This is a genomic window from Novosphingobium sp. YAF33 (genome assembly GCF_052113265.1).
GTDB lineage: Bacteria > Pseudomonadota > Alphaproteobacteria > Sphingomonadales > Sphingomonadaceae > Novosphingobium.
The window spans coordinates 44476-58911 of sequence record NZ_JBFRCW010000025.1 but is presented as its reverse complement, the minus strand read 5'-3'; the positions used below and the strand labels follow the sequence as shown (position 1 = coordinate 58911).

Below are 14436 nucleotides of genomic sequence, written 5' to 3'. Positions count from 1 at the left end.
CCCGAAAGCCCAAAACCAACCCCTGAAATCAGGCCAACGCCCGGGGAAGTGGCCCTCGGGCTACGCCCTCACGCCACTTCCCCGGGCGGCCGCCACACTGGCCTGGTTTTACTCCGCCCCGTGGCCGACTTTTGCGCCGCCGTTGACAGACAGGAATGTGGTCAGCGAGTAGCTCGATACGCAGGGATTCGATATATGCTTTAACGGCGTGTTTCGATGCCGAATAAGCCCCGAGGATGGGGGACGGCATGTCGGAAGCGATAGAGCCAATCGTAATCACCCGGCCGCCGCGGATCTGCATATTTTTCAGCGCCGCCCTGCAACCGTGTACGACACCGAAATAGTTGGTTTCAAAGAGCCGGCGGTGCTCGTCCTCCGGTGTTTCTAGTAGTTTGGCGTAGATCGCGACACCGGCACAATTGACCCAGCAGTCGATCTGCCCGTAGCGCCGGACTGCCTCATCTGCGGCCGCCTCAAGGGCGGCAGCGTCGCCTACATCAGCGACGGCGAATACAGCGCGATATCCCTCGGCGCGGATTTCCTGTACTATTCTGGCAAGAGCGGGTTGGCTTCTTGCGATAAGGAGGACGCGAGCGCCGCGGCGCGCCGCGGAACGAGCAATGAGCAGGCCGATCCCTGAGCTTGCACCGGTGACGACAACGACCTGGGATGCCAAAGGCAAGGAAGGCGTCATAACATCTCGCCCGTGGGAACACTTTGCAAGAAGCGGGGAAAAGCGCTGAGAGGCGAGTTCAGCGGTTTTGTGGTACCGCGTCGGGTCTTCAGCGAGCAATAAGTCATTTGACAATCATCCGGGGTCTTTACCAGGTCGCTGTTTGTGAGTGGCTGTACCGTTGCTGGAGGATGCTTTATCCGCGTTGGGCGGAAGGATATCATCCGGGCCTTCTGCTGGCGCTGCAGGTGATCGCGCCTCATTGCTCTTCTTGCTATCATTCATGACGCTTCTCCGCCGAAAAAGAACGATATCATCGCTTCGGGGTTACCTTTCTGACTCAACGTCATCCGCCGAATAGCCGTTCCCGGTCTATCACGTGATCAAGCTGCATCGGTATGCCCAGACACGGTTTTTTTGAGTTAAACTGCGATTATCGATAACATCGTCGCACTGTGAGGTGAAGTAACACCGCAGGAACCGTGCGAGTCGATATCAACGACTACTGCTTCAGGATCGGTGAGCCCCTGCGGACACGGCGAGGCCCCCGCTCGCGTAATACTTTGTAGTTTCCGAGAGCAGAGGCGGACGGTCCGAAGCCGCACTGAGGCAGCGTGGACGTGCTGACCTAGGGATGGCTTCTTGCACGGCTCATAGCTTGCCTGTGTGAGCGCGCGTTCCCAGGCGGCCAAATTGGTGCTTTGTTTTGCCTCTTCTTGAGATAGGTCTCGCCGCGCGGCTTGGGAATGCTCACTCGGCGGCGACTGAGACCGGGCCAGAACTAGCGGGATTGTCGCTACAAATCTCTTCGGCGAACCAAGCGCATGTACGAGCGAGACCTTTGACCAGGGACATTTGAGGCTGCCAATCCAGCAGGGCTGTGGCGCGCGCGATGTCGGGCTTGCGACGGCGAGGATCGTCCATCGGAAGAGGGAGATAGCTCACCTCGACGTCGCGGCCGACGATCTCAAGCACGGCATCCAGCAACTCGTTCACAGACCTTTCTTCCGGATTTCCAAGGTTGATCGGTTCGAGCCTCTGTTTCGCTTTCCATCAACCTAATAAGGCCGTCGACCATGTCCGAAACATAGCAGAAGCTACGCGTCTGCGTACCGTCGCCATAGATCGTGACGTTGCGACCAGACAATGCCTGACATATGAGATTCGAGACTACCCGGCCGTCGTCAGGCCGAGAGCTTTGCTTGGCAACTGGAAACACCGCTTACAGAGGTTCGGTCGGTAGAGTTTCGCCGAAAGGATCCGAACCGCCCGGCAAACTGGTATACTGCACATCTGACGCTGGCAGATGGAAGTGCAAGGTGGCAGGATTGGTGGCACCTCGCTGATGGCGATTGGGGGGCTGGGTATTTCCAGAACAACGCGTGTAGTTATTGTGACGTCGTTGTAGCAGAAACGGCCGATATTGCTTTTGGCGACGCGTGGGTGGAACCTTACAGTTCCGATGGTCGCGGCACGAATGTAGTAATAGTCCGCAGTCGAGAAGTCGACGCTCTCATCCGATGTGCGATAGCAGACAAACGGCTGGGGCTGCAGGAGGTCAGCGCCGATTTTGTGGCCGAAACCCAGGCTGCCGGGCTACGGCAGCGGCGCGAAGGCCTGGCCTACCGGTTGGCGTTCTCGCCGCCGCCCCTCTCGCTAAGGAAACGCGTCGCCAAATCACGCAACATCCCTCTAAGGCGCAAACTTATCTACCGGGCCAGAAGGCTAATTTCCATACATAGCCATGAGATATTTTGGCTGTCCAAGCGTTTGCAGGTGCCGGTTATTTATCTTTATTGGGCATGGGGGTCAAAATACGTCTATGAAGGGCTCGCTTACCTGCGTGGTCCGCTCGGAACGCTATTTTCATACCTCGACCGTTCGAGAGATCGCGATTAGCTCCGCAAGAATCGCATTTTGGGCGAAAGCGTCCTTTAATGCCAGGGCAGTTGTATGAAGATCTCTAGTGTCATCTGCGTTCGATCACTCTTGTATGTAACRACACAATCGAACTGAACAAATCAGTAGATAATTACTGGCCGGCGTCGGTCTTTAATCCTCTTCTGGCGCCGGTCCAAAATCCCGACCTTTTTCTTTCGGTTATGGGAGGACGGGAGCGCCTGATAACACCGAAAGAGATCAGCGCCCGGCAAGTTTGAGTGTTTCCCCGCCAAGAGGCTACTATAAGGCATATGCCGCTGCGTTTCAGGCAGGTTCGTAGCTCTGCTTCTGTTTCAAACGGCGTTGCAGAAATGCTAGGACCAGCGCTTCCTCCGGCTGAAGGTCGCCGATGCTTTCTCTTAACTCGCGTTCGACTTCCTGCTCAATTTCCAGGATGAGCGCATCTTCCATATAGCTGTCGATCACTTCGGGATGAATATAACATTTTCGGCAGATCGCCGGCGTGTTGCCGAGCCGCGATGCTACCTGTTCGATTGCGGCCCTAATGTTCCGCTTCGCGGCCGCTTCGCTGTCGTACTGCTCGAATTCTGCCAGGGCGAGAGCTGCAAGGACCGTGCCCGTCCATGTGCGGAAGTCTTTGGCGCTCACATCGCGGCCGCTTATTTCGCGCAGGTAAGCATTGACGTCGCTTGAAGTGACCGAGCGCTGGACCCCGTCCTCATCGAGGTATTGGAACAAATGCTGGCCAGGTAGCTCCTGGCTTTGTTTTACGATGCGGGCAATGCGCCGATCGGTCAGCCTGAGATTCCACTGCTTTCCGCTTTTTCCTTTGAAGCGGAATTTCATCTCGTTTCCGTCAATCTTGACATGTCGGTCATTCAGGGTCGTGAGACCGTAACTTTTGTTCTGCTTGACATAGTCAGCATTGCCAACACGGATCATCGTCGTTTCAAGAAGACGCACAATGGTGGCGAGAACCTTTTCCCGCGGCAGACCGCGCCTGCGCATATCATTATCAATGGCGCCTCTTATCGACGGCAGAGCCTGCGCAAAAGCGAGCATGTGCTCATACTTGGAGCTGTCGCGGATTTCCCGGAACCGCGTATGGTACCGATATTGCTTACGCCCACGCCCATCGCGACCAGTAGCCTGAATGTGACCATTTGCGTCGGGGCAAATCCAGACCTCTGTATACGCAGCAGGGATGCCGATGCCTCTGATCCGTTCCAGCACGGCCGGGTCTGAGACCCGCGATCCGTCTGGCATTCGGTAGGACCATCCCCTGCCGCTTTTACGCCGCGAAATTCCGGGTTCCTGATCATTGACATAGCGTAGACCGGCGCTCAGCGCAGCGTCGTATGGATCGACGAGGGATTGATCTTCAGGCATCGGACTAACGATGTTCATGGGTAATGAACGCGCCAGGCTGGCATGGTTTCCCGGGATGCGCCTTCCTGATCCGGGCTTATTTTTGCGAGTACAGATAGGCTGAAATATCGCGTGCCTTTCGAAGCGGCATAGGCTGCTTTGGCATTCCGCAGCCGGGCGACACCTTCTGTGGATCCTGCAACCAGTTAATCAAGTTGCTCGGGTCGTTCGCTAATCGGCCCCCTATCTGGGCACGCAGACCCAGATGCGTAAGATCCGGGCCGACCTGACCGTCGGCGCCCGGCACGCCGGGTATGATATGGCAACTTCCACAGCCATACTGAACCAGCGCTGATTTGCCGGCTCCTTCGTTGCCCCCACTCAAGCTTTCGGCACGAAGGCGCGCAGTGTGGCGTCCCTGTAAATATTCGTAAGCACCCGCAGCGATCGAGATCATAAGCGCTGCGCCTATAAGCAGGATTAGCCATTGCAGGCTGCTCGGTATCGCTCGTCTAGCCATGCACGGGCTTCCATAGGCGCTGCATGAGAAGGAGGGCTGCTCCTCCGTGAACCAGCCCGCCCGGCACCCACATGATGAGGCCGGCCAGCTGTTGATCTTCTGCCGGTGTGAGACCGAACGGTGCCATGCCCATCGTCGAGTAGCCAGAATACCAAGGACTTGAGGCGAAGGCCATCAGCGCGCCAAGAGCTCCAGACACGATCGACGTTATCACGAGGCAAAGGGCGGCAACGCTGATGGATCGATGCCGCGCAAGCATGGCATACCAGAACAGCAAGGCAGCAGTCAGGAATGCGGCGTGCTGTACAGCATGCCACCATTCACTCGCCAGAGCCAGATTGAAGAGGGTAGGCATGTGCCATAACCACAGTACTCCCGCTTGGATAATGGTCGCAGTCACGGGAGCAGACAAAAAGCCCCAAAGTGAAGCAAACCGAGAGCGGACAACCCAGCTTCCAACAGGCTGCCGGATCTGAGACGGAAGGGCCCAAAGCATGACGGGAAGCGGCTTCGAGAAGACGAGTAGCGGTGCGGCGACCAGCATGATGAGCTCGTGTTCGACCATGTGCGCGCAGAACGCTAGTTCGCCAGCTTCATGCAAAGGCGATACAAGGGCCAGGGAAAGAACGATCCAGCCGCTGCCAAACAGACGGGCCCGGTGAAGCAGCTGGTTTGCTCCTCGCCTGGAGCGGGATCGAAGCCGCCGCCACCCCGCGCCGAATAGCAATGCACTAAAAAGGAGCGGTGTGACGATTCCCGGATCGAAGTTCCATTGCGGCAAGCCATGATGGCTCGTAACCGTCGTATGTGCGAAGGCTCCCGGTGAGGGATAAAGCCCGAGACAAACGCAGGCCACAGCACAGGCGAAGTCTCTTAGCCGGTACATACGGGCACAGTCGCAACAGCGAGGATCTGGAAGCCGATAGCGAGACAGAACATTCTTGAAAAAGCCGGCTGTAATTTTGACAGCCAACCGCTCGTATCTGCCTCTGCGCGGTCCCGAAATGGGCGGCCAAACCAGACACTTGCTAAGCAGATCGCTATGCTCGCAAGACCCCATATGACCCCGACCATGCGTTCCCCGCATCGAGCTTTATCGAGAACTGATAAACCCTGTTCAAAGACGAACCAGGTTGCCGGAGGCAGGCTCAAAGCAACCCACGAACGAGCCTGCGCGCTCATGATAGTCTCGGCGTCCAATAGATGAGCACATAGAGGGGAAGCCAGCAAATGGCCACGAACGTCCAGTAGTTGGAATTATCCTCAACATCGGCAAATTGGTCGTCCTCCACTTCATGAGTAAACAACCACGCTGTCAGCACGGCGGATTCTCCCCATTCGGTCACGATATGAGTGGTATGCAGCACCAGGAGCAGCCAGGTGATCGAGCCGAAGCTGTCGTTGTACCAGGAAACGCCCAGGCTATGGAACTCCATAGCCCGCGCGCCGAGAAGGGCGAGCGTAATGAGCGACATTGCCAGCATTCCCCATCTGACGCCCGCACGGTGCTTTGCGCGTGCCCAGCGAAGGACAAGCAGGTTCGGCAGTTCGCTGGTAAGCAGGCCCGCCGTGAACACGCCGCCCCATAGCAGATCCGGTACCGCGTCCCCTTCGGGCGGCCAGACTGCTGCCTGGGTCATGAAGTAGAGGTAGGCGGCTGCGGCGAGCGCGAAGCCCGTGCCCTCAATCAGCATGAAACCGACGTTGCCCCACCAGACCAGATGGTCTGCTCCGCTTGCGCTGCGGGGAAGGTGGGAGAGGTCGCAGACCGCGACGATCCGGGGGGTATCACTCATGACCCGGCTCCAAGCGGTCCATCACTGGCGCGCGGGCGGACCGGCCAGAACCAACCTGTAAGCGAGGCAGCAATGGGCAGTAAGCCAATCGCTATAGCCCACGGCGTGAAAATGCTGCCGACGAACATGGCAGAGACGGCGATCGCGCTGATGAGAGGCCATATTGATGGTCCCGCACTTTTCTGCCAGTAAAGGGGTCGCGCTTCGGCAACGCTCGTTATGAGAACTTCTCGCCGCGCGAGCACGGATCCGGTGACAACTTCTAGCTCTCCCGGGCGGTCCCACAAAGGCGTCAAGGAAGACACCTGCGGCGCGAACGCGAAGTTGGGCGGCGGCGGCGGTGCCGGACACGCCCACTCCAGAGTTGGCGCCTGCCAGGGGTTGGAGCCGCTCAGCTCGCCGCGCCAATAGCTCGCGAATGCGTTGCCAGCGAATACAAGGGCACCGATGACGGCAATGACCGAGCCGGCGGTGGCGACCTGGTTGAGTCCCTCCCAGCCCAGCCCAGCTGGATATGTATAAATGCGCCGCGGCATGCCCAGAAGACCAAGTATGTGCATCGGGAAAAAACCGAGGTTGAAGCCGCCGACAATCAGCGCGAAAGCGACCTTGCCCCAACGTTCCGACATCATCCGGCCGGTCGCTTTGGGGTACCAGTAACAAAATGCTCCGAACAACGGGAAAATCGCTCCCCCGACGAGAACGTAGTGAAGATGCGCGACCACGAAATATGTGTCGGTGAGCTGCAGGTCCAGGGCCGCCGAAGCGGTCATGACGCCTGATAGGCCGCCAAGAACGAAGGTGGCAAGAAAGCCAATCATCCAGAGCATCGGTGTCGCGAAACGAACGCGGCCGCTCCAGATCGTTGCTATCCAGCAAAAAATCTGCAGGCCCGCCGGCAAGGAGATGGCCATGCTTGCCGCTGTGTAGAAGTTATTGCCGAGGCGCGGCAGGCCGACTGCAAACATATGGTGTACCCACAGACCGAAAGCGAGCGCGCCGATTGCCATGATAGACAGCACTACCACGCTATGACCAAGCAAGGGCCGACGGGCGAAGGTCTCGATGATAGATGAAACAAAGCCCGTCGCGGGCACGAAGATGATGTAGACTTCCGGGTGGCCGAAAAACCAAAAGAGATGCTGAAATAGCAGTGGATCTCCGCCGCTGGCGACAGCGAAGAACTGTGTGGAGACCAGCCGATCCGATATGAGCATAGACGTCACTAGCATGACCGCTGGCATTGAAAGGATCGTCATCAACGAGGCGATGAGCATGGCCCAGAGGAAGACCGGCATTTTGGCGAGCGTCATACCCGGAGGACGCATTTTCAAGATCGTCGCAGCTACGTTGACCGAAGCTGCAAGCGCGGCCACTTCCGTGAAAGTGATCATTTGAGCCCAAACGTCTGCCCGGTGTCCAGGCGAATAGGCCGGGCCGGAAAGAGGAGGGTACTCAAACCAGCCGAGATCGGGGGTGATGCCGATGGCATGAGCAAGCCATAAGGTCAGAACCCCGCCGAAGTAGAGCCAGAAGCTGAAAGCGCCGAGGCGGGGAAAGGCCATGTTGTGCGTGCCGAGCATCAACGGGACGATCCAGAAGGCCATCGCTTCCATGATCGGCACGGATACGAGAAACAACATGGTCGAACCATGGAGAGAGAAGCTCTCATTATAGAGCTGCGGCCCCATTCGGGTATTGTCCGGAACGGAGAGCTGCCAGCGCATGTCAAGTGCGAGCAAGCCTGCTAATAGCATCAGGAACAGGGCCGTGACAATGTAACGCCCCGCGATCCGTTTGTGATCGACGGTGGTTAGGAAGCCCCATAGTCCTGGTGGGTCGCCCCAAGTACGATTGAGCTGTTCAATACGAGAAGGGACTACCGTCATTTCAGGCCTGCCAGATAGTCTGCGACTGCGTCAGCACGGCTCGCACTCAACCCGCTAGCGGGCATCATGGTACCTGGTTTTAACGCCTGAGGCTGGACGATCCATCCTTGCAGCCCTCCGCGCGTCATTGGCAAGGTTCCTGCGGCAATCGATCGCCTTCCGGCGATATGGGTAAGATCGGGCCCTGCTTTTCCCTTGGCCGAAGTACCACGGATTACGTGGCAGCTTGCACAGTGCGCATCAAAAACTGGAGCGCCAGGGAGGGATTGTAAGGAACCGAGCTGAGCGGGCGCTGCTTGACGGGCCAGCCAACTATCGAAACTGCGCGCATCTTCAATACGTACGTCAAGAGCCATATGGGCGTGCTGGGCTCCGCAATATTCGGCGCATTGTCCGCGATACCAGCCTAACCGGCGCGGCGTAAGGTCAAGCTGGTTGGGGCGGCCGGGTACCATGTCGATCTTGCCCGCAACATTAGGCACCCAGAAGCTGTGAATAACGTCTGATGTCCGGACAAGAACCCTTGTGGTGCGGGAGACTGGCAGATGAAGCTCATTTGCCGTCTCGATCCATTTACCAGTTGCGGCATCCTGGTACTCGATCCGCCACCACCATTGATGCGCTGTGATCCTCACGAGCATCGCCGGCTGAGCGCGGGTTGAAAAAAGCGCACGGTCGGCGAGGAAGCTGGCCAATATCAACGCGGTAAGTGCCAGTGTGATGACAGTCGCTGCGCCCCATAGACCTTTGCCGATGCTTGGTTCCTGTGCGACGTTGATTTTGCGGGCAGCAGCTGCCTTACCGCGCAGGACACTCCAGCATAGGCCCACCAGAACGCTCGCGTAGAGTAGCCCGGATACGATGAACATCAGTATCAGGAGCTGATGGAGAGCAACTGCTTGGTCACCCGCCGGCGCAAGCGGAGATTGTTGATGCGCGCATCCGCCAATGACTAGCATAAGCGCTAGCGCGCAGGCCCGTTTCATAGGGGGCCTTTCCAGATCCGACCGCTGGGCTCCGAGGATTGGTCGTCGTTAAGGCGGTCAATTTTCTCCTCATGATGACGGGGCAGATCACGAACGTAGGCCGTGAGTTGCCAAATCTGTTCGCTGGGAATCGAAACGCCGAAGCCAAGGCCAGGGTGGCCGTTGGCGATAGCAGAATAGATAAAGGTGAAAGATCGCCTTTTTTCGGGGGTTGGCGCATCAAGGGAGATCGGAGCGCCCGCGTGATGGCAACCGTTGCAACCGTACCAGGAGAAATATCGACCGCCCTGGGAAATCTGGTAGAAGTTGTTTTCGGCAATTGAAATTCGGGGGTCCGTCCGCCCATTCGGCGCGGTTTGCGGCAAGTCAGGGCCAAGTGCGCGTTCCTCGCTACTGCACGAGATGAGCAAACCGGCAAGAATGGCGATGGCAAGTGACCGGCTCACTAGCAAACGATCCGAACAGGAATGCCCTTCGCTGCCGGTGTTTTGGATTCCTCGTCATGATACCACAGAGGCATCAACGGGTTCATTTCAGGATAATATGCGCCGATGCACCCACGCGGCAGCGAGAACGGTGTAATCGTCAATCCATCCACTTGCCGGTGAACACCGTCACCCGCATCGCTCGCAAGAGCAACCAATTGTCCGTCAGACAAGCCAGCCGCAGCGATGTCGTCTGGGTGCATGAGCACAACGCTACGGGTGCCTTCGATGCCGCGTAGCCGATCCGAAAAGCCATAGATCGTCGTGTTGAATTGGTCATTGGACCGGAGGGTCATCAGCCGGTACCGGCCCAGCGCGTCGGCAAAGCCGACGGAGCGCATGGATTTTGGCACTGTAAATTGAGCCTTGCCACTTTCCGTTTTCCAGATGCGCTCACGAGCGGCGTTGCCCCTATAGAAACCGCCAGGGGTGAAAACGCGCTCATTGAAGTCGCGGAACTGGTCCGGGTAGGTCTCCTCGATGGATTGACGTACTTTCGAATAATCCGCTGCCCAGGCATCCCAGGTGACTTTGGGGTTGGGAGCCAGCGTTGCTTTTGCCAGTCCGGCAACGATGGCAAGTTCGGACATCAAGAAGGGAGAGGCTGGTGTGTTTTTTCCTAGCGAGCCGTGGATGCAGGAAAGCGAGTCTTCCATCGTTACTGCCTGGGGGCCACTCGCTTGAAGGTCCTCTTCCGAGCGACCAAGGCACGGAAGTAAATAGGCCACTTTGCCGTTTATCAAATGACTACGGTTGAGCTTCGTGGCGATCTGGACCGTCAAGCGCAGGCCGGCCCAGGCCCGTTCCATCTTTTCACGCTCGGGAATGGCCCGTACGAAGTTCCCGCCCAGTCCGATAAAGGCCCGAACTTTTCCTGAAAGGATATTTTGACAGGCCTTGACGGTGTTCATGCCCTCTTCGCGTGGAGGCTCGAAGCCAAACTGTTCAGCGAGTTGATCGAGCGGCACAAGTTCAGGCTTTTCAGATATGCCGACGGTTCTTTGACCCTGTACGTTGGAATGCCCTCGCACAGGGGAGATACCAGTACCTTCGCGCCCGATATTACCTTTGAGCAGCCACAGGTTGGTCAGCGCTGCGAGATTGTCAAAACCGTGGACATGCTGAGTCAGGCCCATACCATACATCGCGATCGCCCGCGGCGCCTCTGCGTAAATTTCTGCCGCGGTTAGTAGATCTTCTCGCGAAAGCCCACTTTCCTCCTCGACTTTCGGCCACTCCAACGCCGTGGCCCATTCCTTCAGCTCTTCGAAGCCGATGGTGTGCTGGTCAATAAAGTCTACATCGAGAACGTGCTGCTTCTTCTCGGTCCAGGTTCTTTTTTCAATTTCAAACAAATGTTTGATCATCCCTGAGATCGCAGCGATATCTCCGCCCGTCTTTACCTGAAGGTACAAGGTGGATATTTGCGTTTTCTTTGGGGTAAGCATTTCGACTGGACTTTGCGGATTCTTGAAAACCTCCAGGCCCTTTTCTCGCACTGGATTGAAGGTCACGATCTTTGCGCCGCGCTTGACCGCTTCCTGCAATGGATGAAGTAAGCGAGGGCTGTTCGAACCGGTGTTCTGGCCAAAAAAGAAGATTGTATCGCAAAGATGCAGATCGGAAAGAATGCAGGTTCCCACTGGGGAACCGATGAGCTTTTTCAGGGCTACCGACGTCGTCTCGTGGCACATGTTCGAGCTGTCGGGGAGGTTATTATGCCCATACAAACGTGCAAAAAGCGCATAAAGGTAGCTGGTCTCGAGAGATGCCCGACCGGACGCATAGAATACCGCATCTTGCGGGCTGATCGCCTGGAGCTCGGCTCCGATCTTCGCAAATGCTTCGTCCCAGCTGCAAGGCACATACTTATCACTTACCGGATCGTATCGCAGTGGGTGGGTGAGGCGACCCTGATGCTCGAGGTCATGATCTGACCAAGTCTTCAGTTCCTCGACCGTGTGTTGAGCGAAGAATTCTGGGGAGCAGCGGCGACTGGTAAGCTCCCAGATCGTCGCCTTGGCTCCGTTTTCGCAAAATTCCAATGGGTGCGGGTGAGCAGGCTTGGTCCATGCACATGAAACGCACATGAAGCCCTTAACCTTATTCTGGCGCCGTAATGTGTTCAGCGCAGCAGGCGTGGGTGCCTCCCGCCACGCCGTCTCGGCGATCCCCCTTACAGATCCCCATCCGCCTTCGGCACCCTCATAGTGAACGGTATGCTCGTCTTCGTTTGTCGGCATGAGGTTCTCGCATTCTGATCAGCTATCCAGAAACGCACCAGCAATGTAGCGGTTCGCTCGCTATAATCTGTATCAACAAAGCGTTTTCAAAGGCTCGCAGAGAATCTACCGGTTTCGCATCACGTTTAGCCCCTGGCAGCCCAGACCCAATGACGGCGCTGCCCACGACGAAGCAGACCATGGAGCCTCAATTAATCGGGCCGTTTCAGTGTCGAGGTGAACAGGCCTCTTTCAGGCATACCTATTAACTTCGCCAAAGGGCGAGGCGGTAAGGCCAGTCGGGACGCAGCCATTCTCACATCCTGTCCGAAAGCAGCGCAGCGATAGTACCTCGACTGTTTACCGGGCCAACAGAAGGGGTAGCAGGCGCGAGCATCTGTCCCGCGCCTGCACGTATTTTTATCAGATGCCGGCCGATCGCGCCTGGGTGGCGTTGTGCCCCCCTGCGCGGTAAAGCGCTTCGCGAACGCCCTGCGTATCGACGCCAGTGTCTTCCACGGTAACCACCACGGCGCCATCCTTCATGCGTTCGCCATAGTAAGCGGCATCTTCCTCACTGACACCATGTTTGGTGAGAGTCTCGTTGAGGGTACCGCCGATGGCGCCCAGCACCGCACCGATTCCGACGGCCTCGGGTACCGCCGAAGCGGCGATTGCACCAGCCGCAGCCAGTGGTCCTACCCCCGGGATAGCGAGTGCGGCAACGCCGAGACCAGCGCCAAGTGCACCGCCGCCAAGGATGCCGCGAAGCACGTTGCGGTGATGCTCATCGGTGACTTCGCCGTCGCCCGAGCGGGTTGTGGTTGTGCCGCCATGGTGCGCGATGACGGAAAGATCGCCGTCGCTCAGTCCCAAAGCCCTCAGCTGAGACACGGCACGCTCTGCATCGGCGTGCGTGTCGAAGATTGCGGATACCTTTGACATCGGTTCTCTCCTATCGGCCTAGTGCCGGCAATACAAAGCAGCACACCGAAAGATCGTTCCTTACTAAGCGGCCGTTCGAGGCATTTTGCGAGCAGCTGCCTTGCACCTATTGGCCTGGGTAAGAATAAGGGTCCGCAAAACGCAGATGAATGGAAAAGAAGCTCGCGCTTGCCGGGATCAACCAAGGCAATACCGAGGACGAAGCAAACCGAGTTGCTGTCAACCGATCCGCCGTCTGGTAACAGGATATTTTTTGTTGGTTTCGCCCATGACCGGATCAACAGTTGCGAAATAGGGTAACAAGCAAGATCGACGATCAGTCGCAGCTCTTGTGCTCCGCTGTGCCTAGGCACTCGGCACGTGGCCCGAGAACATGAGTGCTGTCAGCGTAAAGGGTCAGGCGCTCCCGAGAGCGCCAAAGTTTGTTCGCCTGGGCTGGCCTTGTGCGGATGCTGATATCCAAGTTGATAAGGACCAACTTTGCAGGCCACGGGCGATATCGACCAATGCCGCAATAGGGGCGATAAAGCGCAAGGCGGCGCTCCATTTCAGCGCCGAAGTTTTGTTGGCTATCGGCGTAGCGTTCACGCCTGACCCCGCTCCCAGTCGAATGAAAATTTATAAAGCATTAGCATTAGAAATAGCATCGCCCTCGTTGACGCCAATGTTGCGACCACGGCACGGCGCGACTGACACTCGAGAGCTCTTGGACAGGTTCAATAAGGCGATCAGCGCCGCCCCCGCGAATTCTGCCATGAAAGCGAGATGTCTCGCTTCACGGGACTGGCGATTTAAACGGCAGGGCCAGCTTGAAAGTGAGGGTCGCAATCCCGCAGGCGAGGAGGCGAGGAGGCGAGGAAGCGAGCAAGGTCAAGGCGAGAGGTGCTCGATCAAGCTTGCGAAAGCGGCAATAACTGGATCGCGGCGTAATACGTCACGGGGTTAGGCTGCCGTACGGCTACTTGGCGGCCCGTTAGTCTGTGAAGCAGCAGCGGTTCAAATTTGATAGCACGAATAACGGGCGCGTGGGAGAACCGGGCGGACGGGGCAGGGCGGCGACGGATTATCCAATCGACCCGTATTCGATGCGCTCGCAGGTTCAGCGGTCAGGCATCGTCTTCGATTTCAAGCCACCAGTATCGCATGGCAGCGTTCCAGCCCTAGCCGTGCGTCTTCGGCAAATCCTGCCGCGAACCGAGCATCGGAGGCATTGCCCTGTTAGCTCTCGGGCTGAGAGCATACGACAGGTTTTTTTATTGCCGCCGTGTCTTCATCAAGGGCCTTGGTCCGATCGATAGAGCAGCACAAGGATATTGGAATCGGCGCGCTGTTCCTCGCAGAGCGAGCGGCATGGGGTGTTAGGTGAGCGACTGCACAACTGGGCAGGGCGATCGTCAGCCTTTCAAGTGCTGCTCGACCGCATCTGCGCTGTTACCGACCGCCTTCACCGCCTCTTCCAGCCGTTCCTTGCTGACGCCAAACTTGCCGGTCCAATAAGCGACCTCATAATCCTCGCCCAGCGCAATGCGCGCACGGTCCTGGGGGCCGCGAGAAGTCTTGTCGTCTGTCATTTCCGCTTCCTCATTCATTGATGAGTTTAGTGAACGCTTTGGCGATGAGCCGGTTTCCAGGATAGGCGCGCCGTGAAGC

14 protein-coding genes are annotated in these 14436 nt (G+C 57.5%); 1 reads left to right on the top strand and 13 read right to left on the bottom strand.

Going from position 1 to position 14436, the window contains the following annotated elements; translation table 11 throughout:
- Window positions 1-28: 28 nt before the first annotated feature.
- The 3 genes from AB4Z00_RS25705 to AB4Z00_RS25695 form a co-directional block, all read right to left on the bottom strand.
- Entirely contained in the window at window positions 29-694 is a 666-nt protein-coding gene (locus AB4Z00_RS25705; RefSeq protein WP_442047773.1) for an SDR family NAD(P)-dependent oxidoreductase, read from the bottom strand.
- Between the two features lie 729 nt (window positions 695-1423).
- Window positions 1424-1669, bottom strand: coding sequence for a hypothetical protein (locus tag AB4Z00_RS25700; protein WP_442047772.1), 246 nt, complete (start codon window positions 1667-1669; stop codon window positions 1424-1426).
- Window positions 1641-1892 carry an NAD-dependent epimerase/dehydratase family protein gene (locus AB4Z00_RS25695; RefSeq protein WP_442047771.1) on the bottom strand — a complete coding sequence of 84 codons (252 nt, stop codon included), beginning with the start codon at window positions 1890-1892 and terminating at the stop codon, window positions 1641-1643. Before AB4Z00_RS25695 ends, AB4Z00_RS25700 begins: the two co-directional genes overlap by 29 nt.
- On the opposite strand from AB4Z00_RS25695, the gene AB4Z00_RS25690 reads away from it, so the two are divergent.
- On the top strand, window positions 1883-2572 hold the full coding sequence (locus AB4Z00_RS25690) for a Coenzyme F420 hydrogenase/dehydrogenase, beta subunit C-terminal domain (protein WP_442047775.1): 690 nt from the start codon (window positions 1883-1885) through the stop codon (window positions 2570-2572). The genes AB4Z00_RS25695 and AB4Z00_RS25690 overlap by 10 nt on opposite strands.
- 306 nt (window positions 2573-2878) lie before the next feature.
- On the opposite strand, the gene AB4Z00_RS25685 is transcribed toward AB4Z00_RS25690, so the two are convergent.
- The 10 genes from AB4Z00_RS25685 to AB4Z00_RS25640 all read right to left on the bottom strand — a co-directional run bounded on the left by AB4Z00_RS25685 (window position 2879) and on the right by AB4Z00_RS25640 (window position 14357).
- Entirely contained in the window at window positions 2879-3982 is a 1104-nt protein-coding gene (locus AB4Z00_RS25685; RefSeq protein WP_442047770.1) for a DNA topoisomerase IB, read from the bottom strand.
- 58 nt (window positions 3983-4040) lie between these two features.
- Window positions 4041-4400 carry a c-type cytochrome gene (locus AB4Z00_RS25680; protein WP_442047769.1) on the bottom strand — a complete coding sequence of 120 codons (360 nt, stop codon included), beginning with the start codon at window positions 4398-4400 and terminating at the stop codon, window positions 4041-4043.
- 55 nt (window positions 4401-4455) lie between these two features.
- Entirely contained in the window at window positions 4456-5244 is a 789-nt protein-coding gene (locus tag AB4Z00_RS25675) for a cytochrome c oxidase assembly protein (protein WP_442047768.1), read from the bottom strand.
- Window positions 5245-5641: 397 nt separating this feature from the next.
- Window positions 5642-6259 carry a cytochrome c oxidase subunit 3 gene (locus AB4Z00_RS25670; protein ID WP_442047767.1) on the bottom strand — a complete coding sequence of 206 codons (618 nt, stop codon included), beginning with the start codon at window positions 6257-6259 and terminating at the stop codon, window positions 5642-5644.
- On the bottom strand, window positions 6256-8148 hold the full coding sequence (locus AB4Z00_RS25665) for a cbb3-type cytochrome c oxidase subunit I (protein WP_442047766.1): 1893 nt from the start codon (window positions 8146-8148) through the stop codon (window positions 6256-6258). Before AB4Z00_RS25665 ends, AB4Z00_RS25670 begins: the two co-directional genes overlap by 4 nt.
- Entirely contained in the window at window positions 8145-9107 is a 963-nt protein-coding gene (locus AB4Z00_RS25660; RefSeq protein WP_442047765.1) for a cytochrome c oxidase subunit II, read from the bottom strand. Before AB4Z00_RS25660 ends, AB4Z00_RS25665 begins: the two co-directional genes overlap by 4 nt.
- Before the next feature lie 23 nt (window positions 9108-9130).
- Window positions 9131-9580, bottom strand: a complete 450-nt coding sequence (locus AB4Z00_RS25655; RefSeq protein WP_442047764.1) for a c-type cytochrome — start codon at window positions 9578-9580, stop codon at window positions 9131-9133.
- Window positions 9580-11862: an FdhF/YdeP family oxidoreductase gene (locus AB4Z00_RS25650; RefSeq protein WP_442047763.1), complete on the bottom strand. Its 2283-nt coding sequence runs from the start codon at window positions 11860-11862 to the stop codon at window positions 9580-9582. Before AB4Z00_RS25650 ends, AB4Z00_RS25655 begins: the two co-directional genes overlap by 1 nt.
- Window positions 11863-12264: 402 nt before the next feature.
- A complete protein-coding gene (locus AB4Z00_RS25645) occupies window positions 12265-12786 on the bottom strand; it encodes a hypothetical protein (protein WP_442047762.1) in 522 nt (173 codons plus the stop codon).
- A gap of 1394 nt (window positions 12787-14180) precedes the next feature.
- On the bottom strand, window positions 14181-14357 hold the full coding sequence (locus AB4Z00_RS25640) for a DUF3606 domain-containing protein (protein WP_442047761.1): 177 nt from the start codon (window positions 14355-14357) through the stop codon (window positions 14181-14183).
- Window positions 14358-14436: the final 79 nt, after the last annotated feature.